The following is a 26,323-nucleotide window of genomic DNA, read 5'->3' as shown; positions in this document are numbered from 1 at the left end:
ACTCACGCCAGCAATTTTACGAACTTGATAAGTAGTTTCACCCTCGTTTTTTCGCCTAATTGTTTCCATGAGTTTCCCTCTTGTGAGTTTCATACATTGATTTAACTCACCGTAGGGAAATAGTTTTGGGATAACACAGAAAGCAAAGCTTTCAAAGCCCCGGAAACCACATTTCCTCCGGTTTATTTTAATCAAACAAACTTAAGTTTAAATTTATAACAATCTTTGACCTCTTTCTTGTCCCAACCTAAAGATTCATTTAATCTAATACTGCCTTTGTTATCAAAAGCAACATAACTCCGTATAGATTTATAGCCATTATTTTTAGCAAAATCAGCAAGACTTTGTTTAAGTTTTTTTGCAACACCATTATGTCTAACCTCAGGTTTCACATAGTGAATTTCTATATCGTATTTTCTTTGGTTTATTTCTCTCCCAATAATAAACCCGGCCAATTCATTATTTTCATTTAATGCCAGAAATGTTCTAAATTTAGAATTCTTCAAATAAACATTCTTATAATGAAGAACATCCGTCCACCTTCCTTCATACCATTTATCTTTATCTTCTTTCTTAAAAATTCTGACGGCATCTATAACATCAGTTAGATGTTCCTGAGTATATTGTTTTATAATCACTGTAAGGCTTGGAAAACATTATTTCAAATATAAATTTTTTGAGAATCATTTGCTATCTTTATTAGAAAAGACAGCAAAGAACGTTGTTATTATAGTAACACCTATAGTCCAAGAAAGAACATGTTCTAAAAGATTTCTTCAAGAAAACAAAAACCTCATAAGAAGAGCAGCAACAACACCCACAATCCGAGACCGAGATAAAATATCATGAAAATAATGAAAAATCAACAGTTTACAAAAGCAATCATGAACCCATCAACCCCTATAAATCTCCGCAGAAAAAGGAATCATAACGGGAAGCCTAAATGAAATATCCTGAAAAAAATAATTTTGAGAATAATTCTTATCAAAATCATAAAACCGCATGAATCCTTTAAAATTTTTAACCAATTGAAAAGAAAAAATAAATCCATCCTTAACGCCAGACAATGATTTGTTACCAACATCAACAGCAAACACCATATTAGGAATCCCAGAATCTAATAAATCATCATCCAATAACAAATATTTGCTTTCATTAAAACGCTTAAAATTGCCTTTAAGAGCAGAATCCAAAAAACTATTAGAACTAACATCACAATAAACAGAACCTGAACTTAATAAATCTAACTCGCCGCAAAAACTCAAATCAGAATTAAAAAAAGAACCAACAAAACTATATTTTTTAATGAAATCCATAATTATCGAAAAATAACAAAATATAAAACCTTTTCTATATAAAATGACAAATAATACTACAAGATGCTAAAAAAAGAAAAGTTAGAACAAACAAAATCACACACCAAAACAAATATAAATAAAACCAAAAAAATGAAATAACATGACAGATACAAAACTAGAAGACTATTCAGAAACTGAAGAAGAAAACAAATCTAAAGAAGTAAAAGAACTAATAGAGCCCAAAAAAACAAACAACCAATCAAAAGCCCACGAAATGGCCAAAAGTCAAAGAGAAATATCCATAGCTGAATTCTTCGAAAAAAACAGACACCTGTTAGGATTTGACAATAAAAGAAAAGCACTACTCACCACAATAAAAGAAGCAGTTGATAATTCCTTAGATGCTTGCGAAGAAGCAGACATATTGCCAGAAATAACTGTGGAAATACACGAAATAGGAACAGATAAATTCAGAGTAATTGTAGAAGACAACGGTCCTGGAATAGTAAAAGCCCAAATACCAAAAATATTCGCTAAACTATTATATGGATCAAAATTTCATAAACTAAAAATGCAAAGAGGACAGCAAGGGATAGGAATCTCTGCCGCTGTAATGTACGCACAATTAACAACTGGAAAACCTGCAAAAATAATCTCAAAAATACACCCAAACGAACCTGCACACTATTACGAGCTAAAAATAGATACTGCAACAAATAAACCAGACATAATAAAAGACGTAAAAAAAGAATGGTATAAAGAAAACGGAACTAGAATAGAAATAGATCTAGAAGCAAGTTATAACAAAGGCTCACAAAGCGTGGACGAATACATAAGAGAAACCGCAGTAATTAATCCGCACGTAACACTAATATACCAACCCCCAAAAGGAGAACAACTAATGCTTGTTAGAGCAACAGAAGAAAAACCAAAACAAGCACAAGAAATAAAACCGCACCCATACGGAGTAGAGCTAGGAATGCTCATAAAAATGCTCCAAAGAACAGAAACAAAAACAGTAAAACAATTCTTAAAAGAAGACTTTTCAAGAGTGGGAGATAAAGCCGCAGAAGAAATATTGGAAAATTCTAAATTATTAAGCAAAACAAAAACTAAAGACATGTCAAGAGACATGGCAGAACAACTAATGAATGGTATAAAGAAAACAAAACTGATGATGCCTCCTACAGACTGCATAGTTCCTCTGGGAGAAACAATGCTGGAGAAAGGAATAAAAAAAGAGATCAACGCAGAATTTTACACATCAGTTTCAAGACCACCCTCAGTATATAGAGGAAATCCTTTCGCAATAGAAGTAGCAATAGCATACGGAGGAGATCAACCTGCAGACAAATCAATCAACGTAATGAGATTTGCAAATCGAGTACCATTACTATACCAACAAGGCGCATGTGCCACACAAGAATCAATAACCCAAACAAATTGGAAAAGCTACGGCATACAACAAACAGGAAGCAACATGCCTGTAGGCCCAATAACAATAGTAATACACATAGCATCTGTGTGGGTTCCATTTACAAGTGAAGCAAAAGAAGCAATAGCGCACTACCCTGAGATTATAAAAGAAATGAAACTCGCAATACAAGAAGCAGGAAGAAACCTTGCAAAATATGTAAAAAAGAAAAAAAGAGTGAAAGAAGAACTTAAAAAAAGAAGCTACATAGAAACATACATACCCCACATTGCAGAAGCATTAAAAGAACTAACAAATTGTTCAGCAACAGATGAAGAAATAATAAAAGAAAATCTTACAGAACTCTTAGAACAGCAAAGAGGAAAAGTAGACTCATTAGATTTTGACCCTACAAAAAACGAAGAATACAATGAAGAATTCGCAAAAATAGGAAGAGAAAAAGAGCACGATTCAAATTCCGAATTTAGCGAAGAAAACGCTGACGAAGAGGATGAAAAATGACTAAAACTCTAGAAAAAATACAAACAACAGCAAAAAAATTATTCACAAACATCAAACTAAAAGAAAAAGCAGAAATGGAATCTCCTGTAAGATCTTTAAACAATGTAATATATAACAAAAAAGACGGTTTTTTCGAACTTAAAGGTATGATGAAAAAAAGAACATTGACAGCAAACACCGTAAAAACATTCGCACAAACACTTAAAATGATGGCTTTATCAAAAGATTTGATAAACTCAGAAGACATAGCCACAAAAAGAGAAGCATACTATGTAAGCAAAAATTGGGGAGAAGCCAGATTCAAAGAACAACCAGAATCAGATGCTGTAATGGATGACATAGAAGCTACATTTGCTTGCAACAGAGAACAACTAGGATTTATAGCTGATGAACACGGCGGATCCGTTGCTGGAGAACTAACCGTAATTGATAAAGATTCGACAACAAAAAAAGAAATAAAAATAGACTGCACAAAGTTTGGATCGGGAAGTTATTCAATACCAAGCGACGTAGAACACTTAAAATTTGAAACAAAAGCAAAATTTGTACTAGCAATAGAAACACAAGGAATGTTTGAAAGACTAAACAAACACCAATATTGGAAAAAAGCAAACTGCATAATAATATCAATGAGCGGAGTACCATCAAGAAGTTGCAGAAGATTCATAAGAAAATTATCAGACGAAGCAAACTTACCAGTACATGTATTTACAGATGGAGATCCTTATGGAATGATGAACATATACAGAACATTAAAAGTAGGATCGGGAAACGCAGCACATATAAACGAATTTTTCTGCGTGCCAAAAGCAAACTTTTTAGGCATAACACCTCGAGACATAACAGAATACAAATTGCCAACACACCCTCTAAAAGAAGTAGATATAAAAAGAGCTAAAGATGCACTAAAAAATGATCCATTCGTTAAAGATTATAAAGAATGGCAAAATGCACTGAAAGAAATGATACAAATGAAAGTTAGAGCAGAACAGCAAGCTCTTGCAAAACACGGACTTAATTTCGTAATTTCTGATTACTTGCCTGAAAAAATGAAGAATGAAAAAAGCTGGCTACCATAAACATATACAAATCCCCAGTAATTAACCAAAGCCTACCTGCCAAGTATTTCTGCAGATAAACTCAAATCAAGAACAACACAATTCACTTTCATTTTTGCAAGTATATACTCCTCAAATTATTTTCCATATTGAAATTAATTGTTTTATCATTAAATAGTAGTAAAATATATAAATTCTAAAATATTATACATAAAAAATACATAAAAAATGGAAAAAATAAAAAAATTGATGATTTTAGGGACAACAATATTATTGATGTATTCTTGCCAAATTGAAAATAAACAAAAAACAACAGAAATAGTTAGAAAAATAACAACACACAATAATCAAATGTTACAAAAATTAGGAAAAGAAATATACGAAAAAGATCTAGAAACAGTTCTAAAAAAACACGAATCGCTAGGAATCACATACTCACAAAAACCAAAAATTTCCATAATGGACGAATTCTCTTTAGCATGTGCAACATATGACAAAACAAAAAAAACAATAAAAATGAATACGAAATTAATAACACAAGATTCATTAGATACAAAATTCATACAAAGACTAATATCTCACGAACTAGGACACTTATATACAGACCTACATAAAGAAAAATTAAATGCAAAAAACTGGGGAACTTATAACTTAAGCAAACCATGGGCAATAGCCGAAGAAGAACATGGAATGAAAATGGTCTCAGAAGGAATATCAACATATTTTGAGTATTTAACACACAAAACGCCAAACGAAGAAACAATAACAGAAACATTATACAAATCTCCAAAAAAATACACCATCAAAGATTTTTATGACATAGGATTTCTACTAGTTAAACCAATACTAGACAAAGATTTCAAAAAAGGGATTGAAAAACTAATAACAAATTATCCAAACAAGACAGAAATATACAATTTATCAAAATATCAAACAAAAGTATTAAGTGAATTATAAAAATGGAAAAAACATTCATATTAACAAAAAAAATAGCAAAACATGGAAAGCAATCCATAATAGTCATACCAAGAATTCTTGAAAAAAAACTTAAACCAAAAACAATCGTACAACTAAAAATAGATGTTCTGGAAGAACCGGAAGAAATGGAGGAAGAAAACTAAAATGAAAGATCCATTCACTGCCGGAAAAAAGATTCCTCAAATGTCAAAGATTGAACTGATAGCTGAAAGAGCAGAATACGTAAAAATGAAAGTATCTGAAAAATACAAAAACATAATACATTTCAGTTCAGATGGACCTGGAATATTATATTTAGCCGAATGGGGAAATGGAAAAGAACAAAGAATTCTCAAAACAGACGGAAAATCGGAAAGCCCAAGAGCAATAAGACATTTAGAAAGAGGATACAACACAAACAACGAACAAAAAATAACTTCGTTACTACCAGATCCAGAACTAAATGGAATCATACCAATCATAGACTACTATGAAGAAACAGAAAAAGGACCTGCAATAACAGTAACCAAATTCTACAAACACTACGAAAAACTAGAAGATATCGTTCAAAAAATAAAAGAAGGAACAGAAGAAAGAATTTCTAAGACAGAGTGGGAAGACTTAGCAACGCAATTACTGCAAAAAGCCAAATACTTCAAAGATAACGGACTTTACCACAGAGATATAAATCCTAAAAACGTGATGGTAAAAAGAACAAAAAAACACCTCAATGGAAAATACAGAAAAACATTAGACGTTCTTCTCATAGACAATGCAAACGGCGGGAAAATCAAAGACCTTAAAGAAAAACCCCTGCCGACAGCGGGTGCTCACCACATCATAGATCCATTAAGCGTAGAAAAATTCACAGGAAAACAAACAAAATACAACGATCAAACGGAAATCTACCAAGTAGCGACAACTCTGGATTACGCAATGAAATATAAATACGGATGGGAATTTGATCCAGATAATCAAACAGGAAGAGCAATACAAGAAAAAAAAGATGAACCAGGAATAATAAAAAAAGTTCTTGATAAAATAAGAAAAATAAATCTAAACACAAATAACCTACTCACACAAGAAGGAACGCTAGACTACAAAAAAACAGAAAATAACTACAGAAGACACAGAACAGAAACGCCGATGAATATGAAAAAATATAACGAATGGTTCAGAAAAATCCACACAATAAACGAAGAACAAAGATTCGAAACAATAGACGATGCAATAGATAAATTTGAAAAAATCAAGAACAAAAAAACAATCGGAGAATGGATCGTAAAAAATGAAAAAACAATGCCTTGGCTACTAATTGGAAGCATATTACTTGCAGGAAGCATAAAAACAACAATAGATCATGTAAGTGAATACATCAACAACCTGTCTAAATTTGAACTGGTGCCTCAAGTTAATGGAAAGAACCTTGAAATAGAAAACAACTTAGTAACATTAGACATAGAAAGTCTTTATTGCTACAAAGAAGGATGGACTGAAAAAACAACACTAACAAAAGACAAATATATTAAAGGATATAGAGGACGCGATATCGATGGAGTTGCAGTGATGAGGCAAACACCTGGCACGAAACATAAATATGGCGACGTGTACCCTACATTTGAAGGAAGAATATATATTGAGGGATTTGAAGGAAAAAAAATAGGCATACTTACTAGCAAGTTTAATGAAGCTAAATCTTCTATGGGTTCATATGAGGGAATGGGATATCCTTCTGGATGGATAAATTTTAAAATACCTGAAAATATACCTGATGGAACATACAATTTAGTAATAGAATATTACTCTCCAGACGCAAATAAAATACCAATTTCTGACGGAAATAATAAAATACTCAAAGAAATAAAACTTCCACCTAAAGGAACTATAATAAATCGAGAAAGAATTCCTTTAATAATAGGAGAACCAGACAGCATAAGTGTAAATCTTGATAATGTATACATAAGTGTATGGGGAGAAGCAAACTTCTCCAGACCTGACAACAACATCGAATACAGAAGTAAAAAGATAAATAAAAACATCATATTTCATTCAGAGTATAAGAATGGAAACAACGTTTTAAGAGAGACTGAAAAAATCAAACCAGACATATTAGACCATAGACTAGATATTATAAAAGATAGTCTTAGCGAAAATTCAAAGCCAGTTTTTACCGCCTGGGCAATGAAAGACAATCAAATAATAAACCAACAAATAATACCCCTAAAAAGCAAACAATATTATTTTGGACCAAATGAATCTACTTCGATTACGCAGTACCAGATACAAGTTTATATCATCAACACATAGCTCTTAGACAAAAAATTTTAGGATTAAAAAAGTAACCCTGCAAGAGGGCTGTTTGCCTGATAAAATTCTCTTAATGCAATCATGAGATGATATGTTATAGGAGATGAATTTTTTCCGGACAATAAATGATATCCTTTCTCATAAATAGCTTTTTTTTCAAGCTCATGAATTCTACCAATAAGTTCTATATTTTTTTTTGTATAACAAGAAAACACCATTTCAAAAACTTTGGAAACAAGATTAAATAATTCCATATGTTGTTTATCTAATTTATAATCCATGATGATCTTATTAAGATGATATATTTCCCTTTGACCGTGATTGAGAAGAGTCAAAAATGCCCAAAGCAATTCAGAATGTTTATTTCTAATACTTCTTTTTGAAATAATTCTTCTACAGAAATTATCATACTTCATAATTCTTTCCTCTATTTTTTCTATGTCCTCAAAAAAATATTTTTCATCAATACGATCTTTTGTACAAACAAGTAATTGTTTTATGTTAAATAAAAATTTAAGCAACATATCATCAAACTGATCAGCATTAGGCTCCGTAACAGATTCTATCTCGCAAACATTTTTCTCTTTTCTTAAAACATCAAAGCCTATTAGTCTTGAATTAACAACATCACTCAGAATTTTGAACTGCTTTTCTGAATCAAAATTTACATGTATCCGATCAAACCCTTTACGATAGGAATTCGTTATTAACGTTCTTATGCTACTCTCAGAAATATGAGATAAAGTCAATGAAATTTCAAGCTCAGTCTTCTTAGAATTTGCAGATAAAATAAGATCATCTCCAATTTCATCAAAATTTACTTCTGAACCTTTATCAAGCTTGAATTTATCTACCCATTTTTTAGGCAAATAAACAGTATATCCTCCAAGACCCTGTCTAATTATCTTTCTCTTCATCAACAAACATTATGAACTATATTATTTAAAATTTTCTAATTAATATTATTAATATTATTAATATGAATAAAATATTAATAGTAATTAGTCACCACTATTTAATAATAAAAAATACTTGAGAGGTTTAAAATGAACTGGATACAAACATTCGCAAAAACATTATCTATAATAACAAACCAACCAGATACAACTGCACTAGAAGAGAAAAAACTAGAAGCGGAAAAAGATTTCCTGCTAAACAAACAACCAAAACAAGAACAAATAGAAACAAAAATACAAAACTACGAAAACATAATACAAGAACCAGGAAAAAAAGGACTCAAACTCAACAGATTCAACATAAAAACAGGAAACTATCATCTTACAATAGACCAAAACCTAAATCTAGATAATAAAATTCAAGACGACGTACTAATATTCGGAAAAAATAACGTATACAAAAATTTATTTGTAAACATAATAACAACAGGAGATGCAGAAGAAGAAATAACAGGATACATACACACAGGAATAGATACAAAAATAGAAAAAACAAAAATAAAAGTACACGGAGGACATGGAATAAGCAACAAGGCTCCAAAAACTTTCATCGGAGGAGAAATAAGCGAAGAAAACAACTACCACATAGAATCAGTATATTTTAGCCCTGAACCAATACTAGCAAATGGAGAAAAGGCATTCTTCATACTTGGAGCAATACAAATAAACCAAAAAAACTATGTAAGCATAGGCAACAATGACGGAACGTGGAAATCAATATATGGACACATAAACGATCAAAACATAGGAACATACTTAGATACAAAATTTGATTCAAAAGAAAAAGAATTTTCTTTTACAAGTACAACAGCATGGACTAACCCCTCTAAAAATGTTTATTCTTGGAAAGGCATGGAGTTTGTCAGTCAAATACTATCCATACAACCATTCTCTTTCCCATACCTATCAAGCCATACAAAAAAAGGAGACGACATAACATACATAGAAGGAAAAATAACAAAGAACAAAAAAGAATTTGCAATAATGCAAGGCAAAAACTTAGGAATTATAAAAATGGGAATAGGACCTTCATATTCAAAAAATGGCGAAAAAGAAAGCTACGGCATCCTGGGCCACATCTACAAAGACTTCAAAATAACAAATGAAATGAAAGGAGAAATAGACTTAAGATATGACTCAGCAAAAGAAACACTGAACCTTTGGATAAATACAACAATAGAAATGTAAAATAGTGCATTCACCAAAAGAAGTAAAAAAAACAATCAACATAAATAATAGTAAGACGCGACATTTAAATTTTTTAAACAATTATCTTCCATATTACCAAAAAAACAAAAACAAAGCAAAACGTTTAAATACTGAAACAACAAAAATAAATACAAAATGGTGAGAAAAGGACAAACAGGCTCAAATGCCGCCATAGTTATAATAATAATCGTCGTGCTAATGCTTCTATACATATTATTCTTACCTCCAGGAGATAGACAACAACTACTAGAAGGAGGAATACCCACAGGACAAGGCTCCACAACAAATCAAGGAGACGGAACAAGCACAGGAACACTCCAAGAATACCTACTTAGAGAACAAGTTGGAAAAGTATACAAACAAGGAAGAGACGAAAAAGATCTAGAACTTGCAACAACAACAATAGGCACAAAAACAGAAAGCCAAATAGTAAAACAAAAAAGCACAATATACGTAAAAAACTCAATATTTGAAGACATACAAGACAACCTGCAATTCGATGTAGACCCTAACCTAGCAAACAATTTAATACTAAGTTTTAATGTAGATGCAGGAATAGGTACAATAATCATAAAACTAAACGATGAAACAATATTCAGAGGAGACTTAGCATACATGAACTCTCCACCAATAACACTTGACAAACAAATATTAAGAGAGAACAACATAATAACCTTTGAAGTAGAAAGCCCAGGAATAGCATTCTGGAAATACAACCACTACACACTATCAAACATAAAAATAACAGGAGACATAAAAGATACAAGAAAAAGCAAAAACACCCAAACATTCAGCCTAGAAGAATCAGATTATGAAAGAATAGACACAACAAGACTAAGATATCTGCCTGAATGCCAAGAAGAATACATTCGAGACCTAGAAATACAAATAAACGATGAAAAAATATTTGAAGGAATACCAGACTGTAAAGCATACAACTACATATCAATAAATAAAGAAACACTACAACCAGGAACAAACAAAATAGAGTTTGATGTAACAGAAGGAACAATCATGATAGATAGGCCACAACTACAAATAAAATTCAAAAAAGCAGACTATAACACATATTATTTTGAAATACCAGACAAATATTTTGAAGAAAAATCAGAAGAACCAAGATGCGGAGAAATAGACAACATATGTCCAACAGGGTGCTATGAAGATGAAGACAAAGACTGCTGTTTAAGAAGAAGCTCAAACTACTGGTGCGATGTAGACACCGAAAACAACAACGATAGATGCGTAAGTTTTGTAGCAGACTGCGAAAGATGCCAATCAGGATACGAAGACAGATCAGGAAATGCTCCAAACAAATGCATAGATGAATTCGAAAGAGAAGGAGGCTACTGCGGAGACGATAAAGATGGAGAATGCCCGCGAGGATGCTCACCATACTACGATAAAGACTGCTGTTACGAAAACGAAGGATACTACTGGTGTTCCGATGTACCAATACAAGGACTAGAATCTGTATGTGAACAAGACATATCAGAATACGAATGTGACGACTGCCCTAGCGAATACAGAAATGAAAATGGACACAGGCCAAGCTGCCCAGAAATAAACACAATAGAAGATTTAGAAAGAGAATTAAAATCAAACTACGACATAAAACTAGAACTATCATTCCCAAACACAAGAGAAAAAAAAGAAACAGACATATCAATAAATGGATATAAAATAGGAATAAACACATATACTATGAACTACGACCACATAATAGACGAATTTGTAAAACCTGGAACAAATTCAGTAGAAATACAACCAGAAACAGACTTTACAATTACAGAATTAGTCGTAAAACTACTAAATTAATTCTCAAAAGAGGAACAAAATAATGACTAGTGTCTCGGAACTTTTAAGACGAAAAAAAGAAATAGAAAACGAAATAAAATACAACCCCAATCCCAACTTACAACAAGAAATAATAAAAATAAATAATAAAAATCGCTGCTCCGAAGCTATCTCCACCCTGAAGGATGGAGTATTACGCTTCAGTCACCTAGACGCGATTTTTAGATTGCTTGTTATCGCGACCTAAATGCACAGAAACAAAGTTTCTGGCATGCCAAAAATCAAAGATTTTTGTGCAGGTCAGGGTATTAAACCCCTCGCGCTAACGCGCAATAATGAAATAGAAAGACAAAAAGAACAACAGAAGAAAACAACTATCAAAAAATGCCAAAAGAAACAAAAATAACGAACGAAGAACCCCAACTGGATTCATTCATACTGCTGGCACTAATAGTGCATTTAACAGACTTAATATTTACAGGGTTCACAATACAACCACAAACAATAATCCTAAGAACAGTATTATACATAGGATTAGCATTCCTAGGACACTTCCTCTTAAAACACCAAGACTGGTATCAAACAATAAAAGAGTTCTGGAAACCATTTAGCGTACCAATGATATTCATACCACTAGCATGGGTACTATTCAACCAATTTGAATTCTTCGCAGACAAAGCACCTTATGTATCAGCAGTAGCCTTAGGATTCCCTGTAATAATATACTGGGCACTAGGAAAATCAAAAGACATACCGAAAGAACACAGAGGAATAATGATAAAACTCGCAAATGCATACTATGTGTTCATGTTCTTCATAGTAATAATAAACGTAGCAGGAGTATCACTGTACAGCCTGTCAACAATAGAAGCCATGGGAACCACAGGAATGGACTATAAAATAGGTTGGTACACATTCAAAACATACATAGTAGACCAGATAAAAAATACGATAAACGGCGTGACAACATCATTATCACAAACAACAAACAACCTCCTTAACAACACATTAGGATCTGCATACAAAGGACGCGTAGAAAAAGGAGAAGAAAGAACAGGATTTATAATAGAAAATTTTGAAACAACATCAAGAAAACAAAAAATAGAAAACCTAGACGAAATGACCCTTATAGCAGACATAACCGCGCACAAATTAACAGGAGAAACAAAAGTAGAATTAGAATGCGAATTTGAAAAAACAGGCGGAATAACAGATAACGAAGTCTATAAAGGAAAAATAAGAACCAGTCAAGAACAAGGCGAAAAAATAACTCTAAACTTTGATGAATACACATACTCAAAATCAGTAATATGTGAATTGCAAGACCACGAAAAAACAAGAATAACAGACGGAGCATACAAAGCAACAATAAAAGGAACAACAAATTACGAAACAGAAGCATACGTAGAATACACAATAATCGCTCAAGACGACTTACTAGACTTTGGAACAAAAGAAGAAAGAGACAAAGCAATATCAAACTTAAACATACAACCAATACCAGAAGCAAAATACACAGAAGGACCAATAATACTGGGAATGCTTTCCTCACAAGACAGAAACCCAAAATACGTAAAAAGAACAAAAACAAACTCAATACCTATAGGAATGGACCTAACAACAAGCAGAGAATACGCAAATGCAAGAGTAGGAGAAATAAAAAAAGTAAATGAAATAACATTAGAACTGCCACCAGAATTTGATCTGACATGCTCAACAGGAGAAAGTGCAGGCACAGCAACAAATGACATAACAGGATTCAAAATATTCCGATACAATTTCATAGGAAACCAATATACAAACACAAACATAATCCAACACAGATGCGACGCAATACTAGACGAAAATGGAGTAAACCAACTAATAAGAAAAGAACCAGGCAAACTAGGCGTACAAAAAATGATATTATTTGGAACAGCAGACTTTGAATATGAATTCCAAAGAATAAGCCAATCATTTATAGTGGATGTGATATCATGAAACTAAAAACGCCAACACTAATAATATTAACACTAACACTCCTAATAATAACAGGATGCATAGGACAACCAAACAACAACACATTCAAAAATTACAATACAGGAAAACAAGGAGTAACAATAGAATTCGCAAAAAACATGCCTCCTAAAGAAGTATATAGTGGAGAAGAAATACTACTAGGAATAACAATTGGAAATAAAGGATCGACAGACCTAACGAACGAAACAATGTATGGAATACTAAGAATAAGCAACGGTCAAGACCCATTTCTAACACCAAAAGAAGAATATCAAAGCAACTTCAAACTAAAAGGAAAATCAGAAGAATACCCCTTAGGAGAAGAAGTATTTATAGAACCCCTAAGATACAAAGCGCTGCAACTAAACGAACTTTTACAAACACATGAAGGCGTAAAAATAGAAGCATCAGTATGCTACCCCTACAAAACAAAACTAACACAAAGCGTATGCATAGACGCAGACAAAGAACAAGCAGACTTTGACCCAATATGCAGAAATCAACAAAAATACACATACTCAAATGGACAAGGAGCACCTATAGCAATAAAAGAAATAGAATCACAAATGATAAAATTGACAAAAGAAGAAATAGAACAAGGAACATACACAATAATAAATAACATAATACAAGGAAGCGACATAACAACGCAAGGAACAACAATAACAAATAGAGAATTCGGACTAAAACCAAGATACACAATAACCATAGAAAATACTAAAATAAACGGACACCCCTTCTTAATAAATGACGCAGAAACACAATCCAAAAAAATAAGTGGAGACTACTGCAACATGGGACAAGAAACAAACATAAACGAAGTATATATAACGGCAAAACTAGGCAACTATGACCTAAACTGCCAAAACAACATAATAAAAATAGGACAAAAAAATCAAATTATTTGTACACTAAAAGAAGAAGACATAACAAAAATAAACAGAAATTACCTAACACTTCTAAACATAGAAATCCAATACAATTATCAAGAAACAACAACTACAGAACTAGACATAAAAAGAATAGTAGAATAAATCCAACAATAAACCCCAAAAAAAACAGCAACATTTAAATACAGAAAAAGCAGGAATTCAATAATATGACATACAAAAAAGAAGTAATAATAAGCATAGTCCTAATAATTCTACTTACAATAACAGGATGCTCCGGAATAATGGGCAATGTTAACAAAAAATGCAGCGTAGGAGACGCATGCACATACTATTCAGGAACGCAAGGCATAGAAATGATGCCAGAAAGAAACCCAAGAATTATGTATTACCGAAGCGAAGACAGATACGAACAAGATGGAAATGAAGCAATATTGTCAATGAGACTTGAAAACAGAGGAGCATCAGACTCATACGGAGCACTATTCCTATCAGGATTTGACCCAGGACTTACACAAATGTTCCTATTACAAGATGATGGAAACGAAAGACTTCTAGAACCTGGAAGCACAAATGATTGCTACTTTGATTTAGTACCAAGACCGGGATTGACATTAAATCCAGCATCCTGGGCAAGCAGCATAGTAGGTTCTTTTGCATGCACAGGAATACAAGGAAGCACAACAGGAGATAACTGGAGACTAAGAGGAAACATAGGTCAAGCATACGAACAACTAGGAAACCTATTTGGCTGGTCAAACACACCTGCGATAATAGAAGCAGTATCAGATGTAAATTTTGACGTATCAGGATCCTCAGGCATAGATAGTTTTACAATAGGCTTTGATTCAAATTATTTCGACTTGTTTGTACACGGAAAACAACTAATTCTTCTGCTAGAAGGAATAGATTTCGAACAATACCTAGGAGCGGAATTCAGACTAAAAGGAGAAAATCCTGAAACAAGAGCAGGAGACATAGATGTAAAAACATTCATAATAAAACATACAGGCAACTGGCCAGCAGGACAAGACTACTACGATATACCCTACCAATGGAAACTATGCTACGGATACACAACATTTGTAAGCCCAATGGTTTGCGTAGACCCAGACCCATTTAGTGATGAAGATAAAATATGCAGAGCAGAAACAATAACGTGGGGAGGAAGCCAAGGAGCACCAATAGCAGTAACAAGACTAGAACAAACAAATACCGGAAAAGGCTTATTACTTGACTTTACAATAAGAAACGTGGGAAGAGGAAGAGTGTGGGACGTAGGATACCTGGCAGGATGCTCACCCTACTACCCAGAAACTGTAAGAAGCACAATGCATGATAAAGTATACATAGGACCAAGCCTGATAGGAAACGAAATGTTAGACTGCACACCTAAAGTAGTAAGACTAGACCCAAATACAAAAGAGGGAAGATTCACATGCACATTTGATCTAGACTCAGGAATAAACGGATACGATATAGGAAGCGCATACTCCACACCAGTAAAAATGGAATTATGGTATGGATACGAAGAAAATTTAAGAGATCAAATTACTATAAGAAGAGTAAGCTAGGAGGTAAAAATAAAATGAAAAAAATATCAATAATAACTCTAATTGTTGCAATGCTAATAATAACAGCGTGTAGCGGAGGAAATAACCAAACAGAAATATCAACAACGTACATCGGTGGAAGCGAAGGAATAAAATTAGAATTTGCACCAGATGCACCCCCTGCACAAACAGCAGACAACCAACAACAAAGTTTTGACATAGCAGTCCAACTAACAAACAAAGGAGAAGCGGATGTAGAACCTGAAGATGCACTTGTAACAATAAAAGGATTTTTACCAGAAGCGTTCGGAAAATCAAAAGCAGACTTAGAAATAAATCCTGAAGAAAAAATGGAAAGAAGAATAAGAACGCCAGAAGGAAGCATAATAGAACCTCCATACGTAGAAGCAATCGTTGAAAACTTAGAATACCAAAGTAGCGAACCAGGAAACATACAACTCCCGATAAGAGCAGAATTATGTTATTTGTATGAAACAAACATAGCAACAAAATTATGTATAAAAGAAGACATGCTAAAACAAGAAGAGGACGACATATGTAAAATAAATGATAACAGAGCATTCTCAAGCAGCGGAGCACCAGTACAAGTGACAAAAGTAAGCCAATCAGGAGCAGGCAGAGAAAAAACAAGATTCACATTTACAGTTGCAAACGTAAATACAGGAAAAGTATACAGAGATCACACAAGTTGTGCACCTAGCTCAACAGACGATAACAAAGTATTTGTAGAAATAGTCAACTTAGAAGGCGCAGACGTAACTTGCACCGGATTACAAGGAGGAAGTGAAAGTACAGGATACATAACATTAACAGGAGGAACTCCAAGAGATGTAACATGTACCGCAACATTTGCAGAGGACCAAAGAACAGATAGGCTACAAAACTTTGGAATAAGACTAATGTATAACTACAAAGAATACATAGAACAAAACATAGAAATAGTATACACTCCTGAAGACGGAGAATAAGTCTTCTAGTTTTTTTTCTTTTTTAATATTATTTAATTCTTTGTTAGTTATTTTCAAATAGGCATAAAAACATATGAAAAAAACAATGTTTAAATATAACATCACATTTACCATTCAAAAATGAATATATCTTTAGAACAATTTAAAAATCCATTATATGACGCGATGAAAGTAGTTCAAAGACAAATACACAGAGAATCATCAAGTGGACAAGTTTCTACATCCATAGAAACAGGCATTGAAGGGATCACATTAACAGAAAACTACAGAGAAATAGGATTCACCTATTTACCTAAAGACGGAACACTTTATTTGAATTTTTTAGATAAAAATCTAAACAGAAATGTAAGAATTTACAATGGAAAAATCAAAACAATAGAAGAATTTGAAAAAAGACTAAAAAATGTTGATAGAAAAATAAAAGAATACAGATCAAAAAACTAGTTCTTGATATTAGAGACACATCACCTTTCAACAAAGAGAAATATGAAGAAAAATACTGAAGAACACAAAATAATGAAAATCCCTGCTTCGAGACTGCTAAGAAACTAAAAGTTTCTTGCACACAAAAATCAAAAATGATTTCTTCGCGAAACTCCGCTCAATAAAATAAATGTCTGAATCAAATTATTCTCCATAAAATTTATAAATATTATAATAATTATAATTAATATGACGAATACCACTATTGCAATATCAAAGGAAACAAAAGCAAAACTTCAAGAATTTAGCACAAAAGGAGAAAAATACGACGACGTAATTAACAGACTATATGAAAGCGCCAAAGAAAGACTTCTTCACGACATCTTAATGAGCGAAGAAGGAACAGTGACAATAGAAGAAGCAATGACTGAAGCAAGAAAAAAATGGTCAAAATAATAATCACGGAATCACTTAAGAAAGAGATTCATAAGAAGTTCAAATCAGAAACAAATAAAATATTTGCTTTGATATATACGTTAAAAGAAACCCCAAAAAAAGGAAAGTTTCTAAGTCTTATAGGAGATATAGTTCTAAAAGAAATAAAATACAAAAAATTCAGATTCTATTTCATAACAGATAACCACAAAATAAAATTTCTTAAAGTAGAAGAACTTCAGGATTTAGTAATAAAATTCATAAGAATGTCAGACAAGAAATCACAAGACAAAGTCATAGAAGAAATCAAAGATATATTAAAACTGAAAAAAGAATAATGAAAATCGCTGCTCCGAGTCTGCTAAGAAACTAAAAGTTTCTTGCACAACAAAAATGAACGAACATTTTTTGTGCAATAAAAAAAAAATTTTATTCGCATGCCTAAAATCAAAGATTTTTGTGCAGGTCAGGGTACGACAAAAGCAAAGCTTTTGTGTACAATAAATGCAAAGCATTTATTTGTATTAAACCCCTTGCGCTAGCGCGCAATAACAAACAATTTTAGAACTGTAACGCGAACTAAAAAAGTTAAAAATGATGTTTCTAAAATATATTTTCATCCCACATAATATTTATATCTAAACAACAAGATTAATAGAAAGATGGGCTCAGCATACGATGTTTCAGGAATGAGCAGACAATTAAAAGAAATAGATATAAAACAAAAAGAAAAATATCTAAGAGAGAACACACACCTAAAAAGAACACCAACTAACAGATTAAATGCGTATGATACTCCTGGAATAAGAAGATCTCTAGAACAAGTTAAATATAACACAATAGAAAAAGAAGTAAGACTGTACAGAAACAGAAGACAATAACAAATGTTCAAAGAAATTCTATTTATTTAGAATTCAATAATATAAAATTAGCAAGAAGTGCTTGTAATTGTATGAATTCATCAGCACCTTCAATCATTCTGAACTCTGCTTCCCCGCATTTCTTTATCATTTCAAGCTTAATATTATTATTTGCGGTTATTCCCCATACTTCTTGTTGTATTTGCTTAACAACATCAATTCCACTAAGACCTTGTTTTAACATCGTATCTAAAAGCTTCTTTTTTGCATCTTCAAAGACTCCTTTAACGCAATCTGCCAGAACTTCTCTAATTTCTTTAGGTTCTGCAAAACTTGCAACATCATAAATAAGTTTTTCCGTAATTTCTTTTTGAATTGCAGCACTGGATTGCATGAGGTTTTCTAATCGCCTAACATCTCCTCCTGAAACATAAAAAAGAGCTTCTTTTCCTTTATCATCAATTTTAAGATTTTCTGCTTTTGCAACTATTTCAACTATTTCAAAAATTTCTTCTTTACTTAAAGGCTTGAATTTAAATACAGTACATCTTGATTGAATAGGATCAATTATTTTTGAAGAATAATTACATGAAAGTATAAATCTGGTTGTCTGTGTATAATTCTCCATAGTTCTTCTAAGTGCTTGTTGAGCCTCTTTTGTTAGAGCGTCTGATTCATCTAAATAAATTATTTTGAAAGGAACATCCCCTATGCTTCTTGTTCTTGCAAAATCTTTTACTTTTTGACGAACTACATCAATTCCCCTTTCGTCTGATGCATTTAATTCTAAGAAGTTTTCTCTCCAGGCATCACCAAACATTTGCCTTACAATAACTAATGCGAGTGTTGTTTTACCTACGCCTGCAGGTCCTGAAAATAACAAGTGAGGCATGTTTTTTGTTTCTACGAATGCTTTCACTCTGTTTACTATTTCCTTTTGACCTTTTACTTCTAAAAAGTTTTTTGGTCTAAATTTTTCCGTCCAAATAGCGCTTAATCCTGAATTATCTTGACCCATCATATTAAGACAAATGAATTAAGAATGTTTTATAATAGTTGTGCTAAAAAATTATTTACAATATGGAAGTTTTATATGATAAAAAATAAATACTACTAAACATAAAACAAATAAGTGGAGGAAATTATTATGAATAAATACAAAAAAGCAATAATAGAACTTCTAAACCAAGCAGATATCAAAATCAACGGGTCAAGACCCGAAGATATACAAGTGCACGACGAAAGATTATACAAAAGAGTCCTATCGGGAGGATCGCTCGCATTAGGAGAATCATACATGGACGGATGGTGGACCTGCAAAAGCTTAGAAAAATTATTCGAAAAAATAATTAGAGCAAGACTGGATGCAAAAGCAATCGGACTAAAAAACATAATAGGCCCCTATCTTGCAGCAAAACTTCTCAACAAGCAAAAAACAAAAGCATACCACATAGGAGAATGGCATTACGACACAGGAAATGATTTGTACAAAGCAATGCTTGACAAATACATGAATTATTCATGTGGATACTGGAAAAAAGCAAAAACGCTTGACCAAGCACAACTTGACAAAATGGATTTAATTTGCAAGAAACTCAAGCTAAAAAAAGGAATGACCTTACTTGACATCGGATGCGGATGGGGCGGCTTATTAAAATACGCAGCACAAAAATACGGAGTAAAAGGGCATGGAGTGACTGTTTCCAAAGAACAAGCAAAACTTGCAAGAGAAAACTGCAAAGGACTACCCATAACAATAGAAGTAATAGATTACAGAAAACTCGACAAAAAATTCGACAGAATAGTCTCCATTGGGATGATTGAACACGTAGGACCAAAGAACTACAAAGAATACTTCAAAACAGCAAACAAATGCATGAGAGATGATGGAATATTTTTATTGCACACAATAGGAAGCAAGGAATCGAACACAGGACCGGGAGATCCATGGATTCATAAGTATATATTTCCAGACGGAAAACTTCCATCTGTAAAACAATTAGCACAAGCATCAGAACCATATTTTATGATAGAAGACCTGCACAACTTCGGAATATACTATTCGTACACACTAGACTCGTGGTTTAAAAACTTCAAATCTGCATGGCCGAAACTAAAACACAAATATGATGAGAGATTCTACAAAATGTGGGAATACTACCTTAGAATGTTTGTCGGGACATTTAAGGCAAGACACAACCAATTATGGCAGATTGTTCTCAGCAAGAACGGTGTTGAAGGCGGATACGAAAGTGTGAGATGAACTTATTTAAGATCAAAATACACATCGACAATTCCGCTTCTTACATCTGTCGAAAAGTTTCCACCAGTAACCAATTTCTTTTCTTTTAATTTACTTTCAAGCAAAACATTTAGTGTATCATAACTAAATTTTTTTTCGGCAAGTTCCAAATTTTTTATTGCACTTGAATCAACTACATTTCTTTCCCTTGACAAGTTATAAAGATCTTGGGCATCATAAAACTCATTAGCAAGTTTATCATACATTTCTTTTTTAACATCGCAAATCCTATTCATGTCCTTCACGTGCAATATGCTATAACCATCATGCCAAATCCCTGCATTAATTTGAGGATTGCCATTTTCATCTTGATTAAAATAATTCGCAGACACAAAAAATTTATCATAATCTCTTTTATGTGATAAATCAATGTCTCCAGCAACATAACCAGTCACAAAGATTCCCAAAGCAATTGCGGCGTTTTTTACCCAATTCATATTTTCACCTCTTGTTTTTACTTAATAATAGTAAAATTTTCAAAGAAATATTTAAATATCACCTCCCACCATGTGGTAAGTAATGAATAATTATGAAACGCTAATAGAAGGTGCTGGTCTTACAAGAAACGAAGCAATAATATACACAACACTTCTAAAAATAGGAAAAAGCAAAACGGGAGAAATAGTAAGAGAAGCAAAAATCTCAGGCGGAAAAATCTACGAAACTCTATACAAATTAGCAGATAAAGGTCTTGTAAAAACAGTCATAGAAAACAATGTAAAATACTTCATCGCAAACAACCCGGAAACAATTCTTACATATATGAAAGAGAAAGAATTTGAATTAAGAAAAAAAGAAAAAGAATTAAAAGAAATACTTCCTGAACTAAAAAAAATACAAAAAATGGACGAGAAGCTCCAAACGGTATCATTAATAATAGGAATTAAAGGAGTGCAGCCATTGATGAACGAACTACTTGAAGGCGCGGATAAAATATTAATCATGGGGGTACGTTCTGGAAAAAATAACATATTCAATAATTTCTGGAAAAAATGGCATAAAGAAAGAGTAAGTAAAAAAATAGATGCAAAAATGATTTTTTCAGACAAAGGATCAGAATACTGGAAATTCTACAAAAGATTGAAGCATACAGAAGTAAAAGAAATAACATATCTATCTCCTAGCGCAACAACAATAATAGACGATAATGTATTAATATCAAATTACGATAAAGAACTCACAATGATACACATAAAATCAGAAGCAATAGCAAGAAGCTTCGAAGGATTCTTTCAACAAATGTGGAAAATGAGCCCATAAAAATTTCTATAAACAATAATACATAAAAATTATTCCGACATAAAAGCTTTTTTGAAGAAATCTAATAAATCCACATGAGACTTGAATACTTTATCAGCATCTTTAAGTTCGGACTCATTCAAATATGTCATCAAACCAAATACACTCGCGCCAACTGCTTTACCAGCAATTATTCCTGCTGGAGAATCTTCGATGATTATTACATCTTTAGTATTTAAATTAAGTTTTTCAAGAGTTTTCTCGTAACACTCAGGATCTGGTTTGGATGAAGAAAAATCTTCTCCTGTGACTATAGTTTCAAAATATTTCTCTATCTTGTTATGCTTTAAAACACTTTCAACTAGTTGATTTTCAGAACCTGTACAAAGTGCAATCGTAAAATTTGATTTTTTTAGAAACTTTAACAAATCTACTAATCCTTCAATTAAAATGTATTTTTCTTGCTGTTCTTTGTGAAGCTTTGATCTTTCAAGATATATTTGATTGATTTCCTTTTCTGTAATTTCTGGAAATATTTCCTGAAGAAAATGCCGTGTCTTTTTACCTATTAATGATTTCAAAGTCAAATCCTTAGTTGAGAATCCTTTTTCAACCAGAACATTTGATAAATGCTCAAATTTAACAGCTTCCGTATCAACAACTACGCCATCAAAATCAAAGATTATTGCTTTAATCATATTAGAAAAAGAGCATACAAATATATAAATTTTTACTTAAAGTGCATTATGTAATCAATATCTACTACGCAAACAGCGTCAGCTAACGCCTTAGTTGGTTCTATGAGGTTCTTATAAGCAGGTTTCATCTTCTCAAATAATGTCATTGCTTCTTCTTTCGTATATCCTCTTTTTTTGACGTCTCTTTTAATTCTGCTTTTAATCTGCGTCTCTTCTAAAGCATCCATAAAGATTGTGAAGTCGTATAAATCTTTTAGTTGCGGATACAATGTTGTAACGCCCTCTACAACGATAAGTTTCTTCGGTTTAACTATTTCATCGACAAGTATTTCTCCATTAGAATGATTATATCTGGGTTTATATATGGTTTGACCATCTTTTAACATAGATAGATGTGTTCTTGCAAGTTCTAACTTATTTGCCTTCAGATCATAACCGACAATATTCTTTAATTTTCTTTCTTCTCTTGAAATTAGATAATCATCTAAATCTATAGTGATACTATTTTCCTTGCCAAAATAAGTTACAAGATTGTTTGCAAATGTGGTTTTACCAGCACCTCCCGCACCCGTTATACCGACCAAATATATTTTCTTTATTACTTCAGAAAGATTATCCTTCACTAGGTTAAAAGCCGCGGCGTTTTTCGTGTCAGGAATATCATTAGATGGCTTCATAAATATTTACAAAGAACCGACTTTTATATATTTTACCATTAACGAGTAAAAATTTATTTTTCGAACTTGTCAAAGAAGACTTTTTGTATGTGTTCTTCTATTTCTTTCTTCGTTTTCTCTTTAATATTCTTGTGTTTGGCACATCCATAAAGTTTTGTTAGTTCTTTTTTAACATACATCAATTTTTGTTTCTCTACTGCTGTTCTCCATGCATCTCTAACAAACTCCTGCATATTGTTAAAACCTAGCTCGGTTACCAACATATTTGTTTCTTCTATGAGCTCATTTGAAACCCTTATACTTACCAGTTTATTTACCATACACATAGTTTATCACCCCAAATATTTAAATGTTATCTTTTGATGTCATATAATGTCATAACTCTCTAGGTTTTTTTATGATAATATCAGTAAAGCAAACAAAATCTTTAACATTTTTAGTGACCAAATAATCGACATTTTCTCTCTTAGCAAGCAATTTATGAAGTGCATCATTCCTGTGTGTTTCGTAATTCTCAGCAAGTTTTTTTGCATCTTCGACTTCTTTTTGAGAATATTTGCAGATGCGTATTTTATTGGCATTTTTTAACAAGGAAATAAAAATCTGTGCTTCTCTTAAATATTTCTGAAACTTCAACTCCTCAAGAACAAGATCGGAAATTATGGCAAAATACATACAATCGACAGCACGCATAATTAATTCATAAGCAGATGAATCTCGCCCCAACAAAAAATCTATTATTACACAAGTATCCAAATAAATTCTTTTATTCATAGAAACACAAAAAGATAAATTATTAATTAATATGCTTAAGGCATTTTCGGAAATTGTCCGTTAAGAATTCAATTATTTTTATTCAGCATTAATTCAGGCTTACCAATGTTCAATTCTTTTCCAACAACAAGATTTAACGATTTGACAAATTCAAATATTCTTTTTCTTTCTTTTTCCACATCTGCATCTTCTTTTGCATTTAATATCTCCACTTCCAAGAATAATCCAAGATCTTTCACATCTTCAACAACAAGTTCAAAATCATCTTTTACAAAAATGTGCTTTGTATTATCAACAGTTATAAGTGGTTTCATGCCCATACTTTCGACAATTTTTTTGGCTGTTTCAAAATCGGACACTTCCGTTTCATATTCGTCTGAATGAGACCACAGACCATTTTCCTTAACATAATCGTGCTTGAAAGTAAAATATGTTTTGTCTCCTTTTTTTCTTATTCTAAACCAGTTTAGTATTTCTCCTTTTTCATTTGGCTTGAATTTTTCATCTTCAGGAAAATAATAGTAATAATCTATTGTTCTCTTAATACCTTTATCCTCTAATTCTTTCAACTTCTCAAAAGCAGAATCCTTTGATTCTTCCAATCTGAATAATATTTCGATTTCTTTCATTTTAACCGGCCCAAATATTTTTTTATTAGATATTCAACCATTTCCTTAATCTCTTCTAGTGCTGCTTTAGTAATATTTTTTGAAACTGGTTTTCCATAGTAGTTTATTCCATTTCGCAGCTTGCGTAATCTGTCAAAGCGATTTGCAAAGCTAATCTCTCCTTTTTCTAACAAGAAATCCACATATGCTTCATGAGAGTAAACCCTGTAGCCTTCTTTTAATGCCATCGCTTCTAAGACTTGTCTTAAGGATTCATATGCTTGGCTCAGAATTATTGATGTAGTTTCTTCTGTCAATTCTATTTTTTCAACAATTTTCAAATGATTCTTTGACATCTTTATAAGAGAAGAAACTTTTTGCATATCAGGAGTTCCTTTAACGACTTTCTTATTTTTCAGATAATCTTTAAATGACACTATTTTACCTCTGCAAAGCCACTTAACACGATTCCATTCACTATGTTGTTAAATAATTCCTTGTTTAGTTTTTTGAACTCGGCTTTGTTGAAGATAAAAGTTTGGATTTCTTTATTTAGTTTCTTCTCAAATTTTCGCAAATCTGCTGATTTTTTATCATCTGTAATTATTGCAATGTCAATATCGCTGTTTTCGTGGAACTCTCCTTTGGCTGTTGAGCCAAACAAGATTATTGCTGGGTAAGAATAATATTCCTCCAAATGTTTTATTAGTCCTGAACTAATTATTTCTTCGATTATGTAAAAAACTTTCCTGTTTTTTGCTTTTTGATTATTTTCATAGAAAACTTGTTTCTTGTCTTCTTTCTCCGTCTTTATAATATTACTTTTTTCCAAAGTGTTTACAGTCGTTATAATTGTATTCGGGTGTAGGCTTGTGTTTCTGGCAAGTTCTCTTATGTGTTGCGGCTCTTTTCTTAACAATTCTTTTAGAATGATTTCTTCATTATTCATAATAACTGTACAAATAGTTGTATATTTAAATATTATGCACAAATATTTGTACAATTGTACAAATAATTATACATCACTTCTTAGCCATGCCCCGAAGGAGTTCAAAGTATTTCTTATAGGACTTTGCAACGCCAGCATCATGCATTAAAAAGCCATAGGGATTTTCAGTAAAGACATTTATTGCAACACAATCTCCGACAATAACAGTTTCCTGAAATGCTGGAAAATCTGTTAAAAATGAAATTACCAACGAGGAACTATTAAAAGAATGTGAAGAAATAATGAAAATCGCTGCTCCGAGTCTATCTCCGCCCTAAAGGACGGAGTATTACGACTCAGTCGCTTATCGCGATTTTCAGATTGCGTGCTATCGACCTAAAGGTCGGGGTATTAAACCCCCTTCGCTAGCG

General features: G+C 32.3%; 30 protein-coding genes. 18 read left to right on the top strand and 12 right to left on the bottom strand.

The window, feature by feature from the left end:
• Window positions 1-191: 191 nt before the first annotated feature.
• Both K9L97_04755 and K9L97_04750 read right to left on the bottom strand, forming a co-directional pair.
• Complete coding sequence (locus tag K9L97_04755) at window positions 192-638, bottom strand: GNAT family N-acetyltransferase (GenBank protein MCF7872316.1); 447 nt, start codon at window positions 636-638, stop codon at window positions 192-194.
• A 255-nt stretch (window positions 639-893) separates the two neighbouring features.
• The gene (locus tag K9L97_04750) at window positions 894-1,316 is read right to left on the bottom strand and encodes a hypothetical protein (GenBank protein MCF7872315.1); all 423 of its coding nucleotides are present in this window, start codon (window positions 1,314-1,316) and stop codon (window positions 894-896) included.
• A gap of 142 nt (window positions 1,317-1,458) precedes the next feature.
• On the opposite strand from K9L97_04750, the gene K9L97_04745 reads away from it, so the two are divergent.
• The 5 genes from K9L97_04745 to K9L97_04725 all read left to right on the top strand — a co-directional run bounded on the left by K9L97_04745 (window position 1,459) and on the right by K9L97_04725 (window position 7,556).
• Window positions 1,459-3,234: a DNA topoisomerase VI subunit B gene (locus K9L97_04745; protein ID MCF7872314.1), complete on the top strand. Its 1,776-nt coding sequence runs from the start codon at window positions 1,459-1,461 to the stop codon at window positions 3,232-3,234.
• A complete protein-coding gene (locus K9L97_04740; GenBank protein ID MCF7872313.1) occupies window positions 3,231-4,313 on the top strand; it encodes a DNA topoisomerase IV subunit A in 1,083 nt (360 codons plus the stop codon). Before K9L97_04745 ends, K9L97_04740 begins: the two co-directional genes overlap by 4 nt.
• 207 nt (window positions 4,314-4,520) lie before the next feature.
• Entirely contained in the window at window positions 4,521-5,249 is a 729-nt protein-coding gene (locus K9L97_04735; GenBank protein ID MCF7872312.1) for a hypothetical protein, read from the top strand.
• Window positions 5,250-5,251: 2 nt separating this feature from the next.
• Window positions 5,252-5,413, top strand: coding sequence for a hypothetical protein (locus tag K9L97_04730; GenBank protein ID MCF7872311.1), 162 nt, complete (start codon window positions 5,252-5,254; stop codon window positions 5,411-5,413).
• Between the two features lies 1 nt (window position 5,414).
• Window positions 5,415-7,556 (top strand): hypothetical protein, encoded by a 2,142-nt coding sequence (locus K9L97_04725; protein ID MCF7872310.1) that lies wholly within the window; start codon window positions 5,415-5,417, stop codon window positions 7,554-7,556.
• 23 nt (window positions 7,557-7,579) lie between these two features.
• Here the strand turns inward: K9L97_04725 and K9L97_04720 are convergent, their stop codons facing one another.
• Window positions 7,580-8,473 (bottom strand): AbrB/MazE/SpoVT family DNA-binding domain-containing protein, encoded by an 894-nt coding sequence (locus K9L97_04720; GenBank protein MCF7872309.1) that lies wholly within the window; start codon window positions 8,471-8,473, stop codon window positions 7,580-7,582.
• 129 nt (window positions 8,474-8,602) lie between these two features.
• Between K9L97_04720 and K9L97_04715 the strand changes: the two genes are divergently transcribed.
• The 11 genes from K9L97_04715 (at window position 8,603) to K9L97_04665 (ending at window position 18,687) form a co-directional block, all read left to right on the top strand.
• Window positions 8,603-9,700 carry a hypothetical protein gene (locus tag K9L97_04715; GenBank protein ID MCF7872308.1) on the top strand — a complete coding sequence of 366 codons (1,098 nt, stop codon included), beginning with the start codon at window positions 8,603-8,605 and terminating at the stop codon, window positions 9,698-9,700.
• Between the two features lie 156 nt (window positions 9,701-9,856).
• Entirely contained in the window at window positions 9,857-11,539 is a 1,683-nt protein-coding gene (locus K9L97_04710; GenBank protein ID MCF7872307.1) for a hypothetical protein, read from the top strand.
• Window positions 11,540-11,561: 22 nt separating this feature from the next.
• Entirely contained in the window at window positions 11,562-11,765 is a 204-nt protein-coding gene (locus tag K9L97_04705) for a hypothetical protein (GenBank protein ID MCF7872306.1), read from the top strand.
• Window positions 11,766-11,902: 137 nt separating this feature from the next.
• The gene (locus tag K9L97_04700) at window positions 11,903-13,498 is read left to right on the top strand and encodes a hypothetical protein (GenBank protein ID MCF7872305.1); all 1,596 of its coding nucleotides are present in this window, start codon (window positions 11,903-11,905) and stop codon (window positions 13,496-13,498) included.
• Window positions 13,495-14,550, top strand: coding sequence for a hypothetical protein (locus K9L97_04695; protein ID MCF7872304.1), 1,056 nt, complete (start codon window positions 13,495-13,497; stop codon window positions 14,548-14,550). The genes K9L97_04700 and K9L97_04695 overlap by 4 nt, the downstream gene beginning before the upstream one ends.
• A gap of 65 nt (window positions 14,551-14,615) precedes the next feature.
• Window positions 14,616-15,980: a hypothetical protein gene (locus K9L97_04690; protein MCF7872303.1), complete on the top strand. Its 1,365-nt coding sequence runs from the start codon at window positions 14,616-14,618 to the stop codon at window positions 15,978-15,980.
• A 14-nt stretch (window positions 15,981-15,994) separates the two neighbouring features.
• Complete coding sequence (locus tag K9L97_04685) at window positions 15,995-16,948, top strand: hypothetical protein (GenBank protein ID MCF7872302.1); 954 nt, start codon at window positions 15,995-15,997, stop codon at window positions 16,946-16,948.
• Window positions 16,949-17,068: 120 nt separating this feature from the next.
• A complete protein-coding gene (locus tag K9L97_04680) occupies window positions 17,069-17,392 on the top strand; it encodes a hypothetical protein (protein MCF7872301.1) in 324 nt (107 codons plus the stop codon).
• Window positions 17,393-17,620: 228 nt separating this feature from the next.
• On the top strand, window positions 17,621-17,827 hold the full coding sequence (locus K9L97_04675; protein ID MCF7872300.1) for a hypothetical protein: 207 nt from the start codon (window positions 17,621-17,623) through the stop codon (window positions 17,825-17,827).
• Window positions 17,815-18,144, top strand: a complete 330-nt coding sequence (locus tag K9L97_04670) for a hypothetical protein (protein MCF7872299.1) — start codon at window positions 17,815-17,817, stop codon at window positions 18,142-18,144. The genes K9L97_04675 and K9L97_04670 overlap by 13 nt, the downstream gene beginning before the upstream one ends.
• Before the next feature lie 324 nt (window positions 18,145-18,468).
• Window positions 18,469-18,687: a hypothetical protein gene (locus tag K9L97_04665; GenBank protein ID MCF7872298.1), complete on the top strand. Its 219-nt coding sequence runs from the start codon at window positions 18,469-18,471 to the stop codon at window positions 18,685-18,687.
• A 22-nt stretch (window positions 18,688-18,709) separates the two neighbouring features.
• Here the strand turns inward: K9L97_04665 and K9L97_04660 are convergent, their stop codons facing one another.
• Complete coding sequence (locus tag K9L97_04660) at window positions 18,710-19,684, bottom strand: replication factor C small subunit (protein MCF7872297.1); 975 nt, start codon at window positions 19,682-19,684, stop codon at window positions 18,710-18,712.
• 129 nt (window positions 19,685-19,813) lie between these two features.
• Between K9L97_04660 and cfa the strand changes: the two genes are divergently transcribed.
• Window positions 19,814-20,929: a cyclopropane fatty acyl phospholipid synthase gene (gene cfa, locus K9L97_04655; protein MCF7872296.1), complete on the top strand. Its 1,116-nt coding sequence runs from the start codon at window positions 19,814-19,816 to the stop codon at window positions 20,927-20,929.
• A 2-nt stretch (window positions 20,930-20,931) separates the two neighbouring features.
• Here the strand turns inward: cfa and K9L97_04650 are convergent, their stop codons facing one another.
• Window positions 20,932-21,405, bottom strand: coding sequence for a hypothetical protein (locus tag K9L97_04650; protein MCF7872295.1), 474 nt, complete (start codon window positions 21,403-21,405; stop codon window positions 20,932-20,934).
• A gap of 82 nt (window positions 21,406-21,487) precedes the next feature.
• On the opposite strand from K9L97_04650, the gene K9L97_04645 reads away from it, so the two are divergent.
• On the top strand, window positions 21,488-22,228 hold the full coding sequence (locus tag K9L97_04645) for a hypothetical protein (protein ID MCF7872294.1): 741 nt from the start codon (window positions 21,488-21,490) through the stop codon (window positions 22,226-22,228).
• Between the two features lie 29 nt (window positions 22,229-22,257).
• Here K9L97_04645 and K9L97_04640 read toward each other — a convergent pair whose 3' ends face one another.
• The 7 genes from K9L97_04640 to K9L97_04610 form a co-directional block, all read right to left on the bottom strand.
• Window positions 22,258-22,905, bottom strand: coding sequence for an HAD family phosphatase (locus K9L97_04640; GenBank protein ID MCF7872293.1), 648 nt, complete (start codon window positions 22,903-22,905; stop codon window positions 22,258-22,260).
• 32 nt (window positions 22,906-22,937) lie between these two features.
• Complete coding sequence (locus tag K9L97_04635; GenBank protein MCF7872292.1) at window positions 22,938-23,582, bottom strand: hypothetical protein; 645 nt, start codon at window positions 23,580-23,582, stop codon at window positions 22,938-22,940.
• 53 nt (window positions 23,583-23,635) lie between these two features.
• Complete coding sequence (locus K9L97_04630; protein ID MCF7872291.1) at window positions 23,636-23,902, bottom strand: ribbon-helix-helix domain-containing protein; 267 nt, start codon at window positions 23,900-23,902, stop codon at window positions 23,636-23,638.
• Window positions 23,903-23,957: 55 nt separating this feature from the next.
• Window positions 23,958-24,356 (bottom strand): type II toxin-antitoxin system VapC family toxin, encoded by a 399-nt coding sequence (locus K9L97_04625; GenBank protein ID MCF7872290.1) that lies wholly within the window; start codon window positions 24,354-24,356, stop codon window positions 23,958-23,960.
• A gap of 68 nt (window positions 24,357-24,424) precedes the next feature.
• Window positions 24,425-24,985, bottom strand: coding sequence for a class IV adenylate cyclase (gene cyaB, locus K9L97_04620; GenBank protein ID MCF7872289.1), 561 nt, complete (start codon window positions 24,983-24,985; stop codon window positions 24,425-24,427).
• Window positions 24,982-25,401, bottom strand: a complete 420-nt coding sequence (locus tag K9L97_04615; GenBank protein MCF7872288.1) for a hypothetical protein — start codon at window positions 25,399-25,401, stop codon at window positions 24,982-24,984. The genes cyaB and K9L97_04615 overlap by 4 nt, the downstream gene beginning before the upstream one ends.
• Window positions 25,401-25,913 (bottom strand): nucleotidyltransferase domain-containing protein, encoded by a 513-nt coding sequence (locus K9L97_04610; GenBank protein MCF7872287.1) that lies wholly within the window; start codon window positions 25,911-25,913, stop codon window positions 25,401-25,403. Before K9L97_04610 ends, K9L97_04615 begins: the two co-directional genes overlap by 1 nt.
• Window positions 25,914-26,323: the final 410 nt, after the last annotated feature.

Source organism: Candidatus Woesearchaeota archaeon, assembly GCA_021735165.1.
Lineage (GTDB): Archaea > Nanobdellota > Nanobdellia > Woesearchaeales > 21-14-0-10-32-9 > JAIPET01.
The sequence above is the reverse complement of the archived record's forward strand: the minus strand, read 5'-3'. Positions and strand labels throughout refer to the sequence as shown.